This window comes from Stenotrophomonas sp. HMWF003 (genome assembly GCF_003061285.1).
GTDB classification, from domain to species: Bacteria; Pseudomonadota; Gammaproteobacteria; order Xanthomonadales; family Xanthomonadaceae; genus Stenotrophomonas; species Stenotrophomonas maltophilia_AP.
This window is the reverse complement of the sequence record NZ_QAIW01000332.1, coordinates 7747-10879: the sequence shown is the minus strand read 5'-3', so window position 1 is coordinate 10879 and position 3133 is coordinate 7747. Positions and strand designations below refer to the sequence as shown.

General features: G+C 69.9%; 2 protein-coding genes and 1 pseudogene. 2 read left to right on the top strand and 1 reads right to left on the bottom strand.

From position 1 onward, the window contains the following. Positions 1-617: 2-keto-4-pentenoate hydratase (locus tag DBR34_RS13420; RefSeq protein WP_128097158.1), on the bottom strand; the 617-nt coding region annotated here is incomplete at its 3' end. A 153-nt stretch (positions 618-770) separates the two neighbouring features. On the opposite strand from DBR34_RS13420, the gene DBR34_RS13415 reads away from it, so the two are divergent. Together DBR34_RS13415 and DBR34_RS13410 are read left to right on the top strand one after the other, a co-directional pair. Further along, complete coding sequence (locus DBR34_RS13415) at positions 771-1769, top strand: alpha/beta hydrolase (protein ID WP_258223916.1); 999 nt, start codon at positions 771-773, stop codon at positions 1767-1769. Continuing rightward, a pseudogene (locus DBR34_RS13410) lies at positions 1762-3133 on the top strand (carboxylesterase family protein); the annotation flags it as partial. The gene DBR34_RS13415 and the pseudogene DBR34_RS13410, both read left to right, overlap by 8 nt.

Here is a 3133-nt window from a genome sequence, read left to right as displayed (position 1 = left end):
CCGCCGGTACCGACCACCTCGCCGTCGATGCGGGTTTCCGCACGCAGGTCGGCATCGTCCAGGCGGGTCCAGTCGGCGATCTCGGTACCCAGCACCAGGCCGTTGTTGTTGCCGAAATCGGACACCACCACGCGCGGGCCGAGCTTGTTGATGGTGGCCAGCGGGCTGCTGGCCACTTCCACGCCGATGAACAGCCTGGCGGCCAGCGCCTCGGCTTCTTCGGGCGTCCAGTGCAGCTTGTCGGCCGGGGCGTCTTCCTGCAGCTGGATCACGTACTCGGCCTCGACCGCGCCGAAGCCGCCGACGAACACCGGAATGTCCACTGTTCCACCGGTAGCATTTTGCAGATTGCGCGAGAAAATCGGGCCCAGCAGGCGGTCATCGCCCGAGGCATCGCGGCGCTCGGCGGCGATGTAGCCCACTTTCCAGCCCACCACCTGGTCGTCCCAGAGCGCGATGGCCTGGTCCTGCACCTGGTAGGCGGTCACCAGGTCGGCGGGGATCGTGCCCGGGAAATCCGGCAGGGATCGGCCGTGTTGGCGGGCGCCGACGAAGTGGCGGGCGATCTCACCCAAACCGTGGTCTGGCAGGTCCTGTTTGCCGTTGTCGTTGCTCAAGCGGGTCTCCCGGAGAAATGGTGCACTGCCAATCGACAGTGGCTGGATGAGCTGTATATGGTAAACCGGTGTCATTGGCAATGTGCAGCGCATCAGAGGCGCTATCGTCAGGCACGATCCGGGGTATACCCCAACTGGAAAGGACCGATGCGGATGCGCCGCCCCCTGTTGCTGCCGTTGTTGATGGTGCTGTTGCTTGCCAGTCCGCTGGCCCTGGCCCGCGCGGCCGAACGCCCGGTGCCGGCGACCGAACCGGTGGCCGGTGCGCCGGACCGCATCGATCTGTGGCCGCAGGGCCAGGTCCCTGGCGAGACCGGCCCGGCCAGCGCGCCCAACGTGATCGAACGCAGCACCGACCCCGCGCTGCCGGACCGCTACATCGACAACGTCAGCGCGCCCTACCTGGTGGTGTACCGGCCAGCGCGCCCCAATGGCAGCGCGCTGCTGGTGGTGCCCGGTGGCGGGTACCAGCGTATCGTGCTGGACAAGGAAGGCACCGCCCTGGTGCCGGCGTTCGTCGCGCAGGGCGGGGTGACCCTGTTCGTGCTGCGCTACCGGCTACCCGCCGGTCGCAGCGATCGCCAAGCGGCGCTGGCCGATGCACAGCGCGCGATGCGGGTGATCCGCGCCGGGGCCGCACGCTGGCAGCTGGATCCGGCGCGTATCGGGGTGATGGGCTTTTCGGCCGGTGGGCATGTCGCCGCGCGGCTGAGCACCGGCTTCGATACGCCGGTGTACCCGCATCGCGATGCCACCGATGCGCTCAGCGCACGCCCGGATGTCGCGCTGCTGATCTACCCGGTGATCGACATGGGCGCCCATGCGCATACCGGCTCGCGTGCGCGCCTGCTCGGGCCGCACCCCGACAGCGCGCTGCAGCGGCAGTTCTCGATGCAGGACCAGGTCCGCGCCGATACCCCGCCCACGTTCCTGGTGCATGCACAGGACGACAACGTGGTGTCGGTGCACAACAGCCTGGTCTATTACCAGGCGCTGCTGCGGGCCGGCGTGTCCACCGAAATGCACCTGTTCCCGCAGGGGGGCCACGGCTTCGGCGTGCGCATCCCACCCGGTTTGACCGTTGCGCAGTGGCCCGAGCTGGCCCTGCGCTGGATCCCTTCGCGCCACACGGAGCCCGCGCGCCATGAGTGAGTCCCCCGCCGACCTGCAGCGTCGACGTTTCCTGCGCGACAGCGCGCGCTATGCCCTGATGCTGGGTGCCACCAGCCTGCCCGCGCTGCCGGCCTTCGCCGGGGTACCCGGGCCGCGCCCTGACGCCGCGCCCCTGGCCCGGGTACGCAGTGGACGGTTGCGCGGGCAACGCGAGCAGGGGGTGAACGTGTTCCGCGGCATCCCGTATGGGGCCGACACCGCGCCCCGGCGTTTCCAGCCGGCGCTGCCCGAGGTGGCCTGGCGGGGCGTGCGCGATGCGCTGGACTACGGCAATGCCGCCCCGCAGACCGGCACGGACGGGCCCGGCAGCGAAGATTGCCTGTACCTCAACGTGTGGACCCCGGCGCTGCGCGACGGCGGCAAGCGGCCCATCGTGTTCTACATCCACGGCGGCGCCTACAACAACGGCTCCGGAAGTGACCCGCTGTACGACGGCAGTGCGCTGTGCCGGCGGGGCGACGTGGTGGTGGTCACGGTCAACCATCGGCTCAACGTGTTCGGTTATCTGTATCTGGCGCAGCTGGGCGATGCGCGCTTTGCCGACTCGGGCAATGTCGGCCAGCTCGACCTGGTGCAGGCACTGCACTGGGTACGCCAGCATGCCGCCGAGTTCGGGGGCGATGCCGGCAACATCACCGTGGTCGGGCAGTCCGGCGGCGGCGCCAAGATCGCCACGCTGATGGCCATGCCGGCCGCGCGCGGCCTGTTCCAGCGCGCCTGGACCATGAGCGGGCAACAGGTCACCGCCGCCGGCCCGCGTGCGGCCACCCAGCGCGCGCAGATCGCGATGCAGGCGGTGGGCGCGGCCGATGCCGACGCGCTGCGCACGCTGCCAATGGAAGCGCTGCTGGCCGCCACCCGTGCGCGCGATCCGTCGCGCGTGGAGAACAGCAGCCTGTACGTGGGTCCGGTGCTGGACGGTCGGTCGCTGCCGGTGCATCCGTTCTGGCCGGAGGCGCCGGCACAGTCCGCCGGAATCCCGATGGTGATCGGCAACACCCACGATGAAACCCGCGCCTTCCTCGGCAACGACCCGGCCAACTTCGCCCTCACCTGGGACACGCTGCCGGCCAAGCTGGAAAAAGAGCAGTACGTGGACCTGCTGCCGTCGCTGGTGATTGACGGGTACCGCCGCCTGTATCCGCACTACACGCCAACGGAGGTGTTCTTCGCGGCCACCACCGCCGGCCGCTCGTGGCGCGGTGCGGTGGAAGAGCTGGAGGCGCGTGCACGCCAGGGCGCGCCCACCTGGGCCTACCAGCTGGACTGGGGCTCGCCGCTGGAGGGCGGCAGGTTCGGTGCCTTCCACACGCTGGACATCCCGCTGGTGCTGGACACCACCC

Coding starts and splice junctions, on each gene's coding strand:
- DBR34_RS13415 (WP_258223916.1), top strand. CDS start 771: ATGCGCCGCCCCCTGTTGCTGCCGTTGTTGATGGTGCTGTTGCTTGCC.